Source organism: Enterobacter sp. HG048 (genome assembly GCF_024702055.1).
In the GTDB taxonomy this organism is placed as follows: Bacteria; Pseudomonadota; Gammaproteobacteria; order Enterobacterales; family Enterobacteriaceae; genus Enterobacter; species Enterobacter dykesii.
Window position 1 is genome coordinate 1 of record NZ_JANLIZ010000015.1, and the last position, 15367, is coordinate 15367.

Annotated in this window: 11 protein-coding genes, 1 tRNA gene and 1 pseudogene; 9 read left to right on the forward strand and 4 right to left on the reverse strand. The window is 55.3% G+C overall.

Annotated elements, in window-relative coordinates; all coding sequences use genetic code 11:
- On the reverse strand, positions 1–639 hold a 639-nt coding region (locus NUX24_RS16415), incomplete at its 3' end, for a 2-hydroxycarboxylate transporter family protein (protein ID WP_257832864.1).
- Between the two features lie 345 nt (positions 640–984).
- Between NUX24_RS16415 and NUX24_RS16420 the strand changes: the two genes are divergently transcribed.
- Together NUX24_RS16420 and NUX24_RS16425 are read left to right on the forward strand one after the other, a co-directional pair.
- Entirely contained in the window at positions 985–2610 is a 1626-nt protein-coding gene (locus NUX24_RS16420) for a sensor histidine kinase (RefSeq protein ID WP_257832866.1), read from the forward strand.
- Positions 2600–3292 (forward strand): response regulator, encoded by a 693-nt coding sequence (locus NUX24_RS16425; RefSeq protein ID WP_047650157.1) that lies wholly within the window; start codon positions 2600–2602, stop codon positions 3290–3292. The genes NUX24_RS16420 and NUX24_RS16425 overlap by 11 nt, the downstream gene beginning before the upstream one ends.
- Positions 3293–3346: 54 nt before the next feature.
- Here NUX24_RS16425 and NUX24_RS16430 read toward each other — a convergent pair whose 3' ends face one another.
- Complete coding sequence (locus tag NUX24_RS16430; protein ID WP_257832869.1) at positions 3347–5482, reverse strand: ornithine decarboxylase; 2136 nt, start codon at positions 5480–5482, stop codon at positions 3347–3349.
- Between the two features lie 181 nt (positions 5483–5663).
- Between NUX24_RS16430 and NUX24_RS16435 the strand changes: the two genes are divergently transcribed.
- Together NUX24_RS16435 and NUX24_RS16440 are read left to right on the forward strand one after the other, a co-directional pair.
- Positions 5664–6377, forward strand: a complete 714-nt coding sequence (locus NUX24_RS16435) for a DUF554 domain-containing protein (RefSeq protein ID WP_047650155.1) — start codon at positions 5664–5666, stop codon at positions 6375–6377.
- A 95-nt stretch (positions 6378–6472) separates the two neighbouring features.
- Positions 6473–6548, forward strand: a tRNA-Phe gene (locus NUX24_RS16440).
- A 139-nt stretch (positions 6549–6687) separates the two neighbouring features.
- On the opposite strand, the gene NUX24_RS16445 is transcribed toward NUX24_RS16440, so the two are convergent.
- Positions 6688–7110, reverse strand: coding sequence for a hypothetical protein (locus NUX24_RS16445; RefSeq protein ID WP_233444761.1), 423 nt, complete (start codon positions 7108–7110; stop codon positions 6688–6690).
- 226 nt (positions 7111–7336) lie between these two features.
- On the opposite strand from NUX24_RS16445, the pseudogene tssD reads away from it, so the two are divergent.
- A pseudogene (gene tssD / locus NUX24_RS21925) lies at positions 7337–7807 on the forward strand (type VI secretion system tube protein TssD).
- Positions 7808–7997: 190 nt separating this feature from the next.
- Here the strand turns inward: tssD and NUX24_RS16455 are convergent.
- Entirely contained in the window at positions 7998–8549 is a 552-nt protein-coding gene (locus tag NUX24_RS16455) for a helix-turn-helix domain-containing protein (RefSeq protein WP_257833002.1), read from the reverse strand.
- Between the two features lie 672 nt (positions 8550–9221).
- On the opposite strand from NUX24_RS16455, the gene pgaA reads away from it, so the two are divergent.
- Genes pgaA through pgaD form a run of 4 tightly spaced genes read left to right on the forward strand, consistent with a single transcriptional unit; the run spans position 9222 to position 15361 of the window.
- The gene (gene pgaA / locus NUX24_RS16460) at positions 9222–11660 is read left to right on the forward strand and encodes a poly-beta-1,6 N-acetyl-D-glucosamine export porin PgaA (protein ID WP_257832875.1); all 2439 of its coding nucleotides are present in this window, start codon (positions 9222–9224) and stop codon (positions 11658–11660) included.
- A gap of 8 nt (positions 11661–11668) precedes the next feature.
- Positions 11669–13606, forward strand: coding sequence for a poly-beta-1,6-N-acetyl-D-glucosamine N-deacetylase PgaB (gene pgaB, locus NUX24_RS16465; RefSeq protein WP_257832877.1), 1938 nt, complete (start codon positions 11669–11671; stop codon positions 13604–13606).
- Positions 13599–14927, forward strand: coding sequence for a poly-beta-1,6-N-acetyl-D-glucosamine synthase (pgaC, locus tag NUX24_RS16470; protein ID WP_257832879.1), 1329 nt, complete (start codon positions 13599–13601; stop codon positions 14925–14927). The genes pgaB and pgaC overlap by 8 nt, the downstream gene beginning before the upstream one ends.
- Positions 14927–15361, forward strand: coding sequence for a poly-beta-1,6-N-acetyl-D-glucosamine biosynthesis protein PgaD (pgaD, locus tag NUX24_RS16475; protein WP_047650148.1), 435 nt, complete (start codon positions 14927–14929; stop codon positions 15359–15361). Before pgaC ends, pgaD begins: the two co-directional genes overlap by 1 nt.
- Positions 15362–15367 lie beyond the last annotated feature (6 nt).

Consider the following 15367-nt stretch of genomic DNA (forward strand, 5'->3'; position numbering starts at 1 on the left):
GTGCAGCAGGGTGGCATAGCCGATGGAAAGCGGGATCGCCCCTTCCCCGACGCCGCCCGCCATAATTGGCAGAATGATAAAGAAGAAAATCTGGAACGGCTCAAGACCCAGCGCCAGGCCGACGCCCATCCCTACCAGCATGCCGACGATTTCGCCGCACAGCATCGGGAAGAAGATGCGCAGGAAGCCCTGAATCAGTACCGTGCGGTTCATGCTCATGATGCTGCCGACGATAATGCAGCAGATGTAGAGGTAGAGAATGTTGGTGGATTTGTAGAACTTGGTGGTGGACTCGACCACCACGTCCGGCAGCAGGCCATAATAGACCAGCGCGGAAGGGATAAAGGTGGCGCAAATCGCCGCCGCGCCGAGCTTGCCGACAATCGGCAGGCGTTTGCCAAACTCGCCGCAGGCAAAGCCGAAGAAGGCCAGCGTTGCCACCATCACCACGATATCGCTCGGCAGTTTTCCGCCCAGACAATCAATCGCAATCAGCGCGCCCGCCAGAACGAACAGCGGCAGAGGAATAATCCCAATTTTCCAGGTATCCATAATATGCCACCAGCGCTCTTTGAGCGAAGGTCGCTGAATTTCAATCGGGTCGTGGGTAACAGAGAAAGAATCGTCAGTTGTGCTCATAATAAGCCCCTTGGTTATTTTGTGCGTTCAGCTTAGAGTCACAAAGGCTTACTTTATGTGAGGAATGGCATATTAAAAGCGAAGTTTTAATGGCAGCTATGGTTTTAATGGTTTCTTTTATTTAATGTGATTGATACCTTATTTATTGCCGTGGTTTTTATGGTTTCTTTTCCGAATTGAACAAACAAATAACATTTGTTCGTGCAGCCCGAAGCACGTTAGCCTTCAGGATAACTCTTTTACAGCGCCCGCTGTGCAAGGGATCACAAGTTTTCGGCAAAGCGGGCGTCAGCGCAAAAAAAGATGATATATTGGCGATCTTTGCTGCTACCTCGCGTGATAGTTATGAAACTCTCCTTCCAGATTAAGCTGTTTATTTCGCTGGTTGCCTTTTTCTCAGTGCTTTTCGCGCTGCTGGGCGGATATTATTATGCCGATGTTGGGAAACAGCTTTATCAGGAAATGAGTACGCGAGCCAAAATACAGGCTGAAGAGATTGCGCTTATTCCGACATTGCGTCATGAAGTTGAACAAAAGAATATCAACGCCATCCATGATTTTATGCAGAAAATTTCTGCGCACAGTGACGCCAGCTTTATTGTGATTGGCGATAATAAGGGCCAGCATCTTTTTCACTCCGTCTTTGCCGACAGAGTGGGCACAACCCTGGTTGGCGGAGACAATGAAGCCGTATTGCAGGGTAAAAGCATTACCACCATCCGCAAAGGCGGGCTGGGCATTTCGCTGCGTAGTAAAGCCCCCATCTTCAATGCTGCCGGAAAGGTGGTCGGCATTGTTTCGGTTGGCTATCTCACCAGCTACCTGGACACCATTACCGTCAGTAAAGTGGTCAATATCCTGATTGCCGCCGTGCTGCTGCTTATCGCTCTCTTTATCTTCTCCTGGTTCTTTACCCGCAGCATCAAGAAGCAGATCTTCTCCCTTGAGCCGCGCGAGATCGGCCTGCTGGTGCGCCAGCAGAAGGCGATGATGGAGTCTATTTATGAAGGGGTGATTGCCATTGACGATCGGCGGCGGATTGAAGTGATCAACCAGGCGGCGCGCAAGCTGCTGGGCCTGAGCCAGCCCGCCCGTGAACTGCGCGGACAACTGATAAGCCAGGTGATCGATCCGGTCCCGTTCTTCGACACGCAGACGATGCTGGCGAAAGATACCCATGACGAGATTTGCCGTTTTAACGATCTCACGGTGATTGCCAGCCGGGTGCACATCATGCTTGAGGGTTCGCTGCAGGGCTGGGTGATCACCTTCCGCGATCGCAACGAGATCGACTCGCTGAGCGCCCAGCTCAGCCAGGTAAAACGCTATGTCGATAACCTGCGCATCATGCGCCACGAGCAGTTAAACAGGATGACCACCCTCTCCGGCCTGCTGCACATGGGCCGCTATGAGGAAGCCATTGGCTACATTCAGGCGCAGTCTGAACACGCCCAAGAGCTGCTGGACTTTATCTCTTCGCGCTTCAGCTCCCCGACCCTGTGCGGCCTGCTGCTGGGGAAAGCTGCCCGCGCGCGGGAGAAAGGCGTCGAACTGTATTTCGACCCGGCCTGTCGGCTGGACAGACCGTTCCAGCCCCTTGGGGAGCAGGAGCTGATTTCAATTATTGGCAACCTGCTGGATAACGCCATCGAAGCGACACAGCGGTCGCCGCTTCCCCATGCGCCGGTAGAAGTGCTGATTAAACTTAGCGATCAGGAGCTGATTATTGAAGTCGCCGACCAGGGCGTTGGCATCAAGCCCGAGATCCGTGAGCGGATCTTTGAACGCGGCATCACCACCAAAACACGCGGCGATCATGGGATTGGTCTGTATCTGATCGAAAGCTACGTCACACAGGCTGGCGGCGCGATAGAAGTTGCCGATAATACCCCGCGCGGCGCCATTTTCTCCTTGTTTATCCCGGCCACGGGAACCGCCCGGCAACTGGAAGACACCGACTATGCAACATGAACTTATCGACGTACTGATTGTTGAAGACGAGAACGAGCTGGCGCAACTGCACGCGGAGCTGATAGGCAAACATCCACGTCTGAGGCTGGTGGGCATTGCCTCGTCCCTGGCTGCGGCCCAGGCAGAGCTTGCAAACAAACAGCCGCAGCTGATGCTGCTGGACAACTACCTGCCGGACGGCAAAGGGATCTCGCTTATCAATAACCCGATGCTGGCCCGCGCCAACTGCTCGGTGATTTTTATTACTGCCGCCAGCGATATGGACACCTGCAGCCAGGCGATTCGCAACGGCGCGTTCGACTACATCCTCAAACCCGTCTCCTGGAAGCGGCTCAGCCAGTCGCTGGAGCGGTTTGTGCAGTTTGCCGAACAACAGCGCGTCTGGAAGATTGTCGACCAGCAAAACGTGGATTCTCTGTATCAGCTCCAGGCGAAAAACTACCGCCTGGACAACGGCAGCAAAGGCATTGAGGAAAATACGCTGGCGCGAGTGCAGACGCTGTTCAACGACAAGGCAACGCACTGCTTTACCGTGGATGAGGTGGTGAGCGAGACGGGATTAAGCAAAACCACCACCCGGCGCTATCTGGAACACTGCGTGGAGGCGGGTTTTCTGACGGTGGAGATGCTGTACGGCAAGATTGGGCATCCGAGGAGGATGTACAAGCGTAGCGCGGTTTGATGAAACGTTCCCTCTCCCTGTGGGAGAGGGTTAGGGTGAGGGCAACAGCCCGCACTATCTTAAAACATACCCATACAGCCGCTTAATCCCGTCGGCATCCTTCTCGCTGTAAACTCCCTGCAGCTCCGGCGAGAAGCCCGGCAGCAGGTTGACGCCCTCCTCCAGCGCCAGGAAATAACGCTGTACCGCCCCGCCCCAGACCTCACCCGGCACCACGCACAGCACGCCCGGCGGATAGGGCAGCGCCCCTTCGGCAGCAATGCGCCCTCCGGCATCCCGAATGCGAACCAACTCCACGTCACCGCGAATATAGGCCCGGTTTGCATCCTGCGGGTTCATCACCACCTCCGGCAGGCTCTCCTTGCGGAACATCGCCTTCTGCAGATCCTTCACGTCAAAGCTGACGTAGAGATCGTGCATCTCCTGGCACAGCTGGCGAAGGGTGTAATCCCGGTAGCGCACCGGGTATTTCTGGAAGATCGTCGGCAGCACGTCCGCCAGCGGCGTGTCGTCTTCAATATGCTGTTCGAACTGGCCCAGCATCGCCACCAGCTGCGCCAGCTTCTCGCTGCTTTCGGCAGGCGTCAGCAGGAACAGGATCGAATTGAGGTCGCATTTCTCCGGTACGATGCCGTTTTCGCGCAGGTAGTGCGCCAGAATCGTCGCCGGGATCCCGAAATCGGTGTACTCCCCGGTTTCGGCATCAATGCCCGGCGTGGTCAGTAGGAGCTTGCACGGGTCGACAAAGTACTGCTCGCGGGCATAGCCCTCAAAGCCGTGCCATTTGGCCCCCGGTTCAAAGCTGAAGAAGCGCAGCTCGCGGGCGATGGCGTGCGTCGGATGATCCTGCCACGGCCGCCCCGCCACCACCGGCGGGATAAACGGTTTGATCATATGGCAATTCGCAACGATCGCCTTGCGCGCTTCAATCCCCAGCTCGACGCACTCCGCCCACAGCCTGCGTCCGCTTTCACCTTCGTGGATCTTGGCATTCACATCCAGCGCTGCGAACAGCGGATAAAACGGGCTGGTGGAGGCATGCAGCATAAACGCGTTGTTCAGCCGCTTGTGCGGACAGAAGCGCGCCTGACCGCGAATGTGGTTATCCTTTTTATGGATCTGCGACGTTTGCGAGAACCCGGCCTGCTGTTTGTGCACCGACTGGGTCACGAAAATCCCCGGATCGTTCTCGTTCAGCTCCAGCAACAGCGGGGACGTTTCCGCCATCATCGGAATAAACTGCTCGTAGCCCACCCATGCGGAGTCAAAGAGAATGTAGTCGCAGAGATGACCGATCTTGTCGATCACCTGGCGGGCGTTGTAGATCGTCCCGTCGTAGGTGCCAAGCTGAATGATCGCCAGGCGGAACGGACGCACCTCGTCGGCCTTTTCCGGCGCCGCCTCGCGGATAAGATCCCGCAGATAGGCATCGTCAAAGCAGTGGTCGTCAATTCCGCCAATAAAGCCAAACGGGTTACGCGCGGCCTCAAGATAAACCGGCGTGGCGCCCGCCTGGATCAGCGCCCCGTGGTGGTTAGACTTATGGTTATTACGGTCGAACAGCACCAGGTCGCCGCGGGTCAGCAGCGCGTTGGTCACCACCTTGTTGGCCGCTGAAGTGCCGTTCAGCACGAAGTAGGTTTTGTCCGCATTGAATACTTTTGCCGCGAACTTTTGCGCGTGCTTGGCGGACCCTTCGTGGATCAGCAGATCGCCCAGCTTCACGTCGGCGTTGCACATATCGGCGCGAAACACGTTCTCACCGAAGAAATCATAGAACTGTCGCCCTGCCGGGTGTTTTTTGAAAAAGGCGCCGTGCTGGTGTCCGGGACAGGCGAAAGTGCTGTTGCCCATCTCCACATACTGGCTCAGGGTGTCGAAAAAAGGCGGCAGCAGATTCTCTTCGTAACGGCTGGCAGCGCTCTCCAGTTCCAGAAACTCCTGAGCTTTACCTGAGATGACCGCGGTGGCGCCGTCGGGTACGTCCGTTGGCTCCTGCGAGAAAATAAACACTGGTAAATGAAAGCCCGTGCGTTTCAGCAGTGCAAGAATGCCGCTGCGACTTTCAGCTGTTGTGATGACGACGGCCGCCACATCGGTAAAATCAGTGCTGTCCAGCGTCACCTTTTCGCGGTGCGTAGACACAGTGGAGAGCAGCTCGCGGCTGACGGCAATTTTCATGGTTTTCATAGGCGCAGTTACCCTCACCGGGCGGTGAGACAGGAAGGAGAAAATTCGCGCAATAATGTCACCTTTTATTTTGAGGTGCAAGAAGGAATCAGTATGCACTAAACCAACCAAAGCTAAGGCTCGCGCAGCCCTGCCGTGCCATAATAATGCACTATCAATGATTAAATAACAGGAGTTAACTTTGGTTATCGGGCCATTTATTAACGCAGGCGCCGTATTGCTGGGCGGCGTACTCGGCGCCGTGCTGAGCCAGCGGTTGCCGGAGCGTATTCGCACCTCCATGCCCTCAATATTCGGCCTGGCATCGTTAGGGATCGGTATTCTTTTAGTCATCAAATGCGCCAACCTGCCGGTGATGGTGCTGGCCACCCTGCTCGGCGCGCTGATTGGCGAGTTCTGCTATCTGGAAAAAGGCATTAACAGCGCGGTGAGCAGAGCCAAAAACCTGATTGCCCGACCGGGCAAGGCGAAACACGGCACGCACGAGTCGTTTATTCAAAACTATGTCGCCATCATTATTCTGTTTTGCGCCAGCGGCACCGGGATTTTCGGTTCGATGCAGGAAGGGATGACGGGCGACCCGAGCATTTTGATTGCAAAAGCGTTTCTTGATTTCTTCACTGCCACCATTTTCGCCACTACCCTTGGCGTTGCCGTGGCGGCGATTTGCGTCCCGATGCTGCTTATTCAGCTCGCGCTCGCCACCTGCGCCACGTTGATTCTCCCGCTCACCACGCCGGCGATGATGGCAGACTTTACCGCCGTCGGCGGCCTGCTGCTGCTGGCTACCGGGCTGCGCATCTGTGGAATCAAGATGTTTGCCGTGGTGAACATGCTGCCCGCCTTGCTGCTCGCCATGCCGCTCTCCGCGCTCTGGACGCACTTTTTCGCTTAAGGATGCGGCGAAATGGTGAGAGATTGCGCAGTCTGTAACGAAAACAACATTTTTCGTTGACGCCACGGGGCAGATCGGGTTTAATGCGCCCCGTTGCCCGGATAGCTCAGTCGGTAGAGCAGGGGATTGAAAATCCCCGTGTCCTTGGTTCGATTCCGAGTCCGGGCACCACTATTTAAAGAACCCGCCCTCGTGGCGGGTTTTTGCTATATGGCTTCGGCCGATTTCTGGGCGCTGATAAGCGTGGCTTTAATGCAGGCACGCTTACTCTAATAGCCCGGTAAGTTAATACAGGCGGTGGCTCTTTTTATCACTTAATTTTGCCGGATAAATTGCTGACCTGATTTGAAAGGTTGTCGTTGCTCCGCTTCATGTCATCAAGGCTTCTTTGCAATCGCTCGATCTTACTCTCCTGCTCAGAATTCTTTCTCTCAAGCTGTAAAACCTTCTGAGTTAGCTCATCGACTTTGCGGTTGTCGGACTTCATCTTCCTCAGGCTATCCTGCATCTCCTGTAGATCCGACTCCCTGAAATCAGAAGGCTCGATTTCATCTGCATCAGAAATTACCGGGATATATCCTCCATTAGCGCTGCTGGGTTTGATACTAACCTGAACTTTATTTAGCCCCGCAGAGTGCGCGTAACCTATTGAAGAAAAATAAAAAAAAGAAACAACACACAGACCAGACAGATATTTATTCATTTCTAACGTCCTTTTAAATTTTTCAATCACTTCCAGGAGTCTCCTTCTGGTATCACCCGCTTAGGATAAAACACATGGCTTAGCCTCTGGCAGTTCATAAACGGGGTTAAAGAGCAGAAGATACCATTCGTTTTTCATTATAATACGCGTTTCCTCTCCCCCAAAATCCAACCGCCACCCGCTCATTTTCTGCCACCTTATATCCGCCGGTATCGAGATAAGCGCGTTACCACGCACCTTATCAAAGGTATCTCCCATGCCCGTCGAAGAAATAATCCTGCTTAGCGCCTGCCTGTCAGCGCACCTTGTCCGCTACAACGGTACCGATAAATCCTGTTCCTCAGATCTGCTGCAAAACTGGCGCAAAGAAGGCCGTCTGGTCACCCACTGCCCGGAACTGGCGGCAGGGCTATCTACCCCCCCTTATCCGCAGAGAGGATTAGCGGTCAGGAAATCGATTGTTCAAGCCCATACCTGTACAAAGCCGTTGCGACAGGTCAAAACCTGTCATCAGCTGATGATAAAGTGGTATCGGATAAATTACTCTGGCCTTGAAGAAGAGTATTTCAACATGTTGCCTGAAGACGTCAGGATAGTGTCGATTTCCCCTGCGATGACTACAGGCGATAACCCTAACGAAAACCCTATGGAGACCGTCGAACTCAGGTATGAGAAAATCACCTGGAAGGTCCATTCTTTCTTTGCCGGAGATTTACGGTCACTGTAATTCTCAGTGATGTAATCTAGTAATTCTTGCTCATCATGTAGCATCAGAAAAATTTCCAACCAGACTCTTCAACCGTGTCCATTACAACGTCCTTTCTCTCGTTTTGAGCTAGAGTAAATCCATAGCTAAAACAAGGATGTCGTCACCGTCCAGTTTTCTTAAAACTCAGAATACCGCCCGCAAGTCAGTTCTATGCTTTTGATTTCTCCCCAGCCCAGGGATCGTTCCCACCTGCGTCCAGCAGTTTGTTTTTAAAGATAAACAAACACGCCTCGTTGAAGTTTTCAGCCCCCAGGCGTTCCGAGAGCGCCGTTCGTTTGCGATAGAGGCTTTTGACCGACGTATTTAGCTCATCGGCAATGGCTTCCATCGACATCCCTGCCCTCAGCAACCGCAGCATGATCGCTTCGTGCGTGCTAAGCCGTAAGTTAAGCAGCCACTTCGTGGTCAGGCGCCGGCCCTTCATATTGAGCACCAGGTTAAATAACGACGCCATATCCGGCGCGGTCAGCGACGTGTTCATAAACAGCTTCATACTGAGCAGATTCTCCTCGCGGTGTCGCATATCAAGCATAACGCAGCAGATTGTTTTTTTCGTTCTGGCCGGATGGCGTATCAGGTAATCATATAAACGGAGCGGACAACGACTATCAATCAATACAGAATATTCATCTGCACCGTTATCAAATATGTTTCTGTCAATCGAGTCGAGCAGGATAATATCCGGAAAAAATATCCGCATCCCCCTGACAAGGTAGCGATCCTGAGTCACTAACACTATTGAAGTTGCCACTAACCATCCCTTTTAGATTAAAGCAAGAACGATCCCTCGCAAAGAAGGCCGCCTTCGTTTTATAGCGCTGTTATATTAACGATAAATGTATTCTGGCTTTGGACATCCCTCAATACAGACATTGATGAGTAAGACTTCCTATAGACTATCATTCAATGGCTGCCATTAATTATAAATAAAAAACAATCGCAGAAAAGTCACTTCCCTAAACATTAAGAATTTTTGTCATGAAACTTCCCAAACATGTACCAGAAAGTACTTTAATTGAGGCGGGTAAACCACATTAGAAATATATACAAAGCTGTCACAATATAAATAAAAAACCTATGTATCAATCACTTACAAATAACCAATCATTTCAATAAAACCGCCAAAAACCACTCGATACAGAATTATCTCAAAACAACACACCCCCATTTCAACATATTTATCCGGCAACATATCAGGTGTACATTAGCTTTCACCCAGTCCACTGAGATAAGGAACCATAATTACCTTTAGGTAAGTACCCCATAACGTTACTGCATTCAGATTTAATGTTCTCATTTATGGCCTTTAACGCTGAGTTTAAAGGCGGCCGTGTTATGCAATGGATTCATGATAAACAAATGGCAAATAGATATGGAAAGATCGCTTCGCTTCAATACGTTATTCTTTTATCGCACCCCAACATTATTGTTTCTGTTATTCCTCTTTCCTGTTCTGGCTCAGGCTACTGAATCCGTTTATGAGCAACAGATTCAACAGGCGAGAAACGGTAATTACTCACCGTTTCTCGATTATCTTCATCGTTATCAGCAGCAGCATGCCCTGACGCCAGAACACGTTGCGGACTGGTTACAGGTTGCGTCCTGGGCAGGTCATGATGACGAGGTTATTCAGGTCTGGCAGCGTTACGGTATTTATATGCCGCTGCCCGCCCGCGGCGTTGCTGCCGTCGCGCAATCCTGGCGGAATAAAAAAGCGTGGCAGCCGGCCCTGGCGCGCTGGAAAGAGGCACGTAGCCTTGCGCCGGATAACGACGATTATCGTATCGGCTACATCAAAACTCTCGCCGATGCCCGCATGGACACGCTTGCCCTGCAGGAAGCCCAACGGCTGGTAGCGGAAAATCCCTCTCAGGCGCATCTCCAGACGCTCTCGTATGTCTGGTTACGCCAGGGAAAAAGCTGGGATCGGCTTCTGGCAGACACGCGCGCGCTGAATATCGCACCTGAGAATAAAGCGCTCCTCAGCGAGCTGATCGACGCGCTAACGGATAGCCGGGTGAACACCCCCGCGCTCCAGCTTTCACAAAGCGTTACGCTGCCCCCCGCGGAGCGTCGCCGTCTTGAACGTAATGCCGCCGCCGAACGGGTTCGCCTTGCCGATGTGCCCGGCAGAACAGAAAAGGAACGCCTGCAGCTTGCGCAATCTGCGCTGAATCGTTACGACGCCCTGCTTTCCCGCTGGCAAAACGAGCCGCAGGCGGCGGAAGACGTCGTCCTTGCGCGTATCGACAGGCTTGGCGCGCTGTACGCCCATGCTGATTACCCACAGGTGATTAGCGAATATCAGGATCTTACGGCAGCCCAGCATCCGGTGCCGGGCTGGGCAATCGGCTGGGTCATCTCCGCGTATCTGCAGGAGAAAAATGCGGCCGCCGCCTTCGCGCTTCTGCAACGCTACCCACAATACGCTTCCGACCCGCAGGACGAGGAGCACGCGCTTTTCTACGCCTGGCTGGATACGGGAGATTATCAATCCGCCCGCCGATATGCTGAGCGCCAGACCCATAATGCCCCCTGGACCCGCTACGATTTCGGCTCCCCTACCCCTCAGCCGAACGATCGGTGGCTTACCGGACAGTCGCTCCGCTTTAACTATTTGCTGGCGACGAATGCCCTGCCGGAAGCCGAAAAGCTGGCGCACCATCTGGCGACAACGGCGCCGGGCAATCAGGGGTTACAGATTGACTACGCCACCCTGCTTCAGGCGCGGGGCCTGCCGCGCGCGGCCGAGCAAAAGCTGAAAAAGGCGGAGGCGCTGGAGCCCTCGAATCTGGAGCTTGAGCAGCAGCAGGCTTACGTCGCCATGGATCTGCAGGAGTGGCGGCAAATGGATTTACTGGCCGACGACGTGCTTGCCCGCGCGCCAGCCGACCGCAGCGCATGGCGTCTCGACAGGCTCCGCACCGTCCACCATATGTCCGAGCTGCGCCTCAACGCGAGCAAGGGGTTGCACTCCGATAACCCCGTCAGCGGGACGCACGACCTCAACTGGGACGCCACGCTCTATGGCCCGCCTCTGGCAGACAAATGGCGGCTGTTTGCCGGTACCCGCTATGCAGAGGGTAATTTCGATGAGGGCAAAGGCACCAGCCGGCACCTGTTGGGCGGCGTCGAATGGCGGCCACGCGATCTTCAGCTTGAAGCCGAGCTCTCCAGCAACCGCTATCACGGTGAAAACAAGCCGGGTGCTCGACTCTCAACAACCTATTTTGTGAGCGATAGCTGGCAGGTCAGCGGCAGCCTGGAACGCCTGTCGCGCACCACGCCCCTGCGAGCGTTACGTAACGGAATTAGCGCCAACAGGGGGGAAGGCGGGGTGCGCTGGTATCAAAACGAGCGGCGTGAGTACCAGTTCAGCGCCGCCCTCAGCCGATTCTCCGACCATAACCGTCGCCAGGAATACACCCTCACGGGCAAGGAGCGTCTCTGGCAGACCCCGTCCCTGACGCTGGATCTCGAGCCGGGGATCGCCGCCAGTAAAAACAGCCTGCGCGACACGCTCTATTACAACCCGGCGCGGGATCTGTCCGTGACGGCCGCCCTGGCCGTTGACCATGAGATGGTCCGCCATTACGACACCCTCTGGAGCCAGCAGTTTGTGGCGGGAGGCGGCAGCTACTGGCAGAAAAATCAGTCCGCTGGCGCCATCGCCCTGCTGGGTTACGGACAGCGCGTCCAGTGGAACAACGTTATTGATACCGGCGTGATGCTGAACTGGGACAAGCGCCCTTATGACGGCAAACGCGAGAGCAACCTCTCCGTCACGTTTGACGCGACTTTACGCTTTTAAGGATGAATATGCTGAACACACGTTTTTCCGTGAGCCTGATACTCCTCGGCTGGCTCTGCCTCAGCGCAAATGTCTGCGCGCAGGCGATCTCGTTCATTGCGCCCAAAGATCGGCCGCAGCTGGAGGCAAGCAAACCCTGGCCGAAGAACCAGTTTCTGGTTCTGGCCTACCACGATGTAGAAGACGATGCCGCCGATCAGCGCTATCTCTCCGTCCGCACCAGCGCGTTAAACGAGCAGATAAGCTGGCTTTTGCACAACGGCTACCATGCCATCAGCGTGCAGGACATTCTGGATGCCCATGACGGGAAAAAAACGCTGCCGCCAAAAGCCGTTCTTCTCAGCTTTGACGACGGCTACAGCAGCTTTTACACCCGCGTCTGGCCGCTACTTCAGGCCTGGAACGTTCCTGCGCTGTGGGCACCGGTGGGCAGCTGGGTCGATACGCCAGCGAAACAAAAAGTTAACTTCGGCGGCCTGATGACGCCCCGGGATCGCTTCGCGACGTGGGACATGGTGCGCGAGCTCAGCCGGTCCCCGCTGATTGAGATCGGATCGCATACCTGGGCTTCGCATTCCGGCATTCCGGGCAACCCGCAGGGCAGCCGCGAGCCGGCGATCGCCAATCGCTTTTATGACAGCGCGACGGGTCGCTATGAAACCGATCGGCAGTTCAGCCAGCGGATCGGCGATGACGTTCGCAAAGTGACTGAAAAAATCACGCAGGTGACGGGCAAAGCGCCGCGCGCCTGGGTCTGGCCCTACGGCGCCGCTAACGGTACGTCGCTCGCTATCGCCAGACAGCAGGGTTATCAGTTGGCCTTTACCCTTGAGGACGGGCTGGGGAACGTGCAGGATCTGGGCAACATCCCCCGTCTGCTGATCGCCGGAAATCCCTCGCTCAAGGCGTTTGCCAGCACGGTCAGCCAGGTTCAGGAGCGCGATCCCGTGCGCGTCATGCACGTCGATCTCGACTACGTTTACGATCCCGATCCGGCCCAGCAGACTCAAAACATCAACAAGCTGATCCAGCGGGTCTACGACATGAAGATCAGCCATGTTTTCCTGCAGGCGTTTGCCGACCCGCAGGGCGACGGCAGGATCAAGGCGCTCTATTTCCCCAACCGCCGGCTGCCGGTCCGTGCAGATCTTTTTAATTTTGTCTCCTGGCAGTTGCAAACCCGCGCGGGCGTGAAAGTCTTCGCGTGGATGCCGGTGCTCTCGTTCGATCTCAATCCTTCCCTGCCGCGCGTGCAGCGCAGGGATCGTCAAACCGGCGAGCTGCGCGAAGCCACCGAACCCTATATCCGGCTTTCCCCGTGGGACCCGCAGGTGCGCCAGCAGGTGACGGACATCTATGAAGATCTGGCCCGCTATGCCAGCTTCAACGGGATTTTGTTCCATGACGATGCGGCGCTGACGGACATGGACGATGCCGGTCAGAACACCACGCGTCAGAAAAGCCAGACGCTTATCGGACTTACCCACGCCCTGAGCCTGGCGGTGAAGCATATCCGTGGCCCGCAGATAAAAACCGCGCGCAATATGTTCGCCTTACCCATTCTGCAGCCCGAAAGCGAAGCGTGGTTCGCGCAGAATCTTGATGATTTTCTGGCGGAGTATGACTGGACGGTACCGATGGCCATGCCGCTGATGGAGTCCGTCCCGGCAGATGAAAGTGATGCCTGGCTGACGCGTCTGGTTAACGCGGTCGCCGCACGCCCCGGCGCGCTCGATAAAACGATTTTCGAGCTGCAGGCCAGGGACTGGGACCAGAAACCGCAGCGCGCCGTTGCCGACAGCCAGCTTGCGCAGTGGATGCGCGTGCTCCAGCTGAACGGCGTCAAAAACTACGGTTACTACCCCGACGACTTCATCAACAATCAACCTGATATCTCACGCATCAGGCCTGAATTTTCTTCGTACTGGTACCCTGACAATGACTGATCGCATTATCGCCTTCTCTATTTTATGTCTGGTATTCGGGTTGCCGTTAGGCGTGGCCGCCCTCTTTACCGGCGAACTGATTCTGGATTTTGTGTTCTTCTGGCCGCTGTTCATGTCGGTACTCTGGATAACAGGCGGCCTCTATTTCTGGTTTCAGCTTGAACGCCACTGGTCGTGGGATAAAGACACGCTCGCCCCGACGCTCGCGGGTGAGCCGCTCATCTCCATTCTTATCCCCTGTTTCAACGAGGGACGAAATGCCCGGGAGACCATCAGCGCCGCGCTGGATCAGCGGTATGAAAATATAGAAGTTATCGCCATCAACGACGGGTCTTCTGACAACACCGCGCAGGTTCTGCAGGAGCTGGCGCTGGAACAGCCGCGCCTGCGGGTGATTAACCTCGCGGAGAACCAGGGGAAAGCGCTGGCGCTCAAGGCCGGAGCCGCGGCGGCGCGGGGCGATCTGCTGGTCTGCATTGACGGCGACGCCCTGCTCGACCGCGATACCGCCGCTTATCTGGTGGCACCGCTGATTCAGTACCCCCACGTCGGCGCGGTTACCGGGAATCCGCGTATTCGCACGCGCTCCACGCTGATTGGCCGCATTCAGGTGGGCGAGTTCTCATCCATTATTGGGCTCATCAAGCGGACGCAGCGGATCTATGGCCGGGTCTTTACCGTCTCCGGCGTCATCGCCGCGTTTCGCCGACAGGCGCTGGCGGACGTCGGGTACTGGAGTCCGGACATGATCACCGAAGATATCGACATCAGCTGGAAGCTTCAGCTGCGCCACTGGGATATCTTTTTTGAGCCGCGGGCGCTGTGCTGGATCCTGATGCCTGAGACGCTGAAGGGCCTGTGGAAACAGCGTCTGCGCTGGGCCCAGGGGGGCGCGGAGGTGTTTCTGGTCAACCTTCGCAGGATTGTGCGCTGGGAGCATCACCGCATGTGGCCGCTGTTTCTGGAGTACGCGCTGTCAACGCTGTGGGCCTTCGCGTACGCGGTGACGGTGCTGCTATTCCTCCTCAGCCATGTCGCGCCTGTTCCCGCCAGGCTAACCGTGGAGAGCCTTTTTCCACCGGAGTTTACCGGCCTGCTGCTGGGCGTGATGTGCCTGCTGCAGTTCCTGGTCAGCTTGTACATCGAGCGGCGCTATGAACGAAAAGTGGCCAGATCGCTTTTCTGGGTGATCTGGTTCCCGATGGTGTACTGGATGATCGGCCTGTTCACCACCCTCGTCGCATTTCCAAAAGTCATGCTTAAACGCCAGCGCGCCCGCGCTCGCTGGATCAGTCCGGATCGAGGAAAAGGGAGCATTTAATGAACGAAAATACCTTAATTTTGACCGAGCATCGGCTCTTGCCGCGTCTTTTCGATGCAGCGTTGACGCTGGTGGCGTGGGGAGGATTTCTGTTTTTCCTGTATGCCCGTCTGTGGATGCAGCTAACCGATGAGAGCGACCACCGCTGGGGCGTGATTATCGCGTCCTTTAATACGGTGTTGATCTACCTGCTGTTCGCCGCGCTTAACGGCTGGCTGCTGATTTTGTGGTATCAGTACAACCGCCGCCGCGCCAACGTGAGACGGCGCCAGCCGGGCTATTTTCACCAGGAGGAGCTGGCCCGCAGCTTTAACGTTTCACCGCAGATCATCTCCGAGATGAGCCAGTACAACCTGCTGACGGTGTACCATGACCAGATTGGCCGCATCATCGATCTGAAGGTAAGCGAGCAGCAGGAAGAGGAAGAACAGTAGCGAAAA